This is a genomic window from Mycobacterium sp. E3298 (assembly GCF_001666895.1).
Taxonomy (GTDB): domain Bacteria; phylum Actinomycetota; class Actinomycetes; order Mycobacteriales; family Mycobacteriaceae; genus Mycobacterium.
The window spans coordinates 1-786 of the sequence record NZ_LZJB01000533.1 but is presented as its reverse complement, the minus strand read 5'-3'; the positions used below and the strand labels follow the sequence as shown (position 1 = coordinate 786).

The following is a 786-nucleotide window of genomic DNA, read 5'->3' as shown; positions in this document are numbered from 1 at the left end:
GTCGCCGTGGTCGGCGTGGAGGACCCGCAATGGGGACAGGCGATCGTCGCCGTCGTGGTCCCGGCCGTCGGGATCGATCCCGACCCCGAGGAGCTGCGCGAGCACGTCCGCAAGAGCCTGCGCGGCTCGCGCACCCCGGACCACGTGGTGTTTCGCGACGAGTTGCCCACCACGGCGACCGGCAAGGTGCTGCGCCGCGAGATCGTCAAAGACTTAGGTGCACTGCGTGCCGCGCCGGCCGACCAGTAGGGAAGTTAGGGAAGAAACATGATCAAGAACGGGACCCGCCTGGCCAGCCAGGTATGTGACACGCAGGTGATCGTCGTCCGGAGCGCCGACAGCCTCGATGACTTGCGTTGTGGCGGTGCGCCGATGGTGCCGATCGGCGCCGAGCGTTCCGGCGAGCTGGACCCGGCGTTCGCCGGCGGCACCGTGATGGGCAAGCGCTACGTCGACGAGACCGGCGCCGAGGTGCTGGTGACCAAGCCGGGCGCCGGGAGCCTGAGCGTCGGCCAAACCGCCCTGCAGCTCAAGGAAGTCAAGCCGCTGCCGGCCAGCGACTGAGGAGTTACTCGCCGATATTGTTGCGCAGCACGAATTCCCTTGCCTTGATGAGGAATTCGAGTTGCTCGCCGACTTGGCGCAGCGGGTCGATGCTGCCGGTCGAGCGGGACAGCACGATGGCGCCCTCCAGCGAGGCGATCGACATCACCGCCAGCGAGGCGGCGCACGGCTCGTCGAAGCCGTCGTGGGTGAAGGCCCGGGTCAGCGCGGCGCACCAGCGGC

1 protein-coding gene and 2 pseudogenes are annotated in these 786 nt (G+C 68.7%); 2 read left to right on the top strand and 1 reads right to left on the bottom strand.

Features of this window, described 5'->3' with window-relative positions; translation table 11 throughout:
- Together A9X05_RS24510 and A9X05_RS24505 are read left to right on the top strand one after the other, a co-directional pair.
- Positions 1–249 (top strand): annotated as a pseudogene (locus A9X05_RS24510) (long-chain fatty acid--CoA ligase); the annotation flags it as partial.
- Positions 250–267: 18 nt separating this feature from the next.
- On the top strand, positions 268–564 hold the full coding sequence (locus A9X05_RS24505) for a hypothetical protein (RefSeq protein ID WP_067755590.1): 297 nt from the start codon (positions 268–270) through the stop codon (positions 562–564).
- 4 nt (positions 565–568) lie between these two features.
- On the opposite strand, the pseudogene A9X05_RS24500 reads toward A9X05_RS24505, so the two are convergent.
- Positions 569–786: pseudogene (locus A9X05_RS24500) on the bottom strand (TetR/AcrR family transcriptional regulator); the annotation flags it as partial.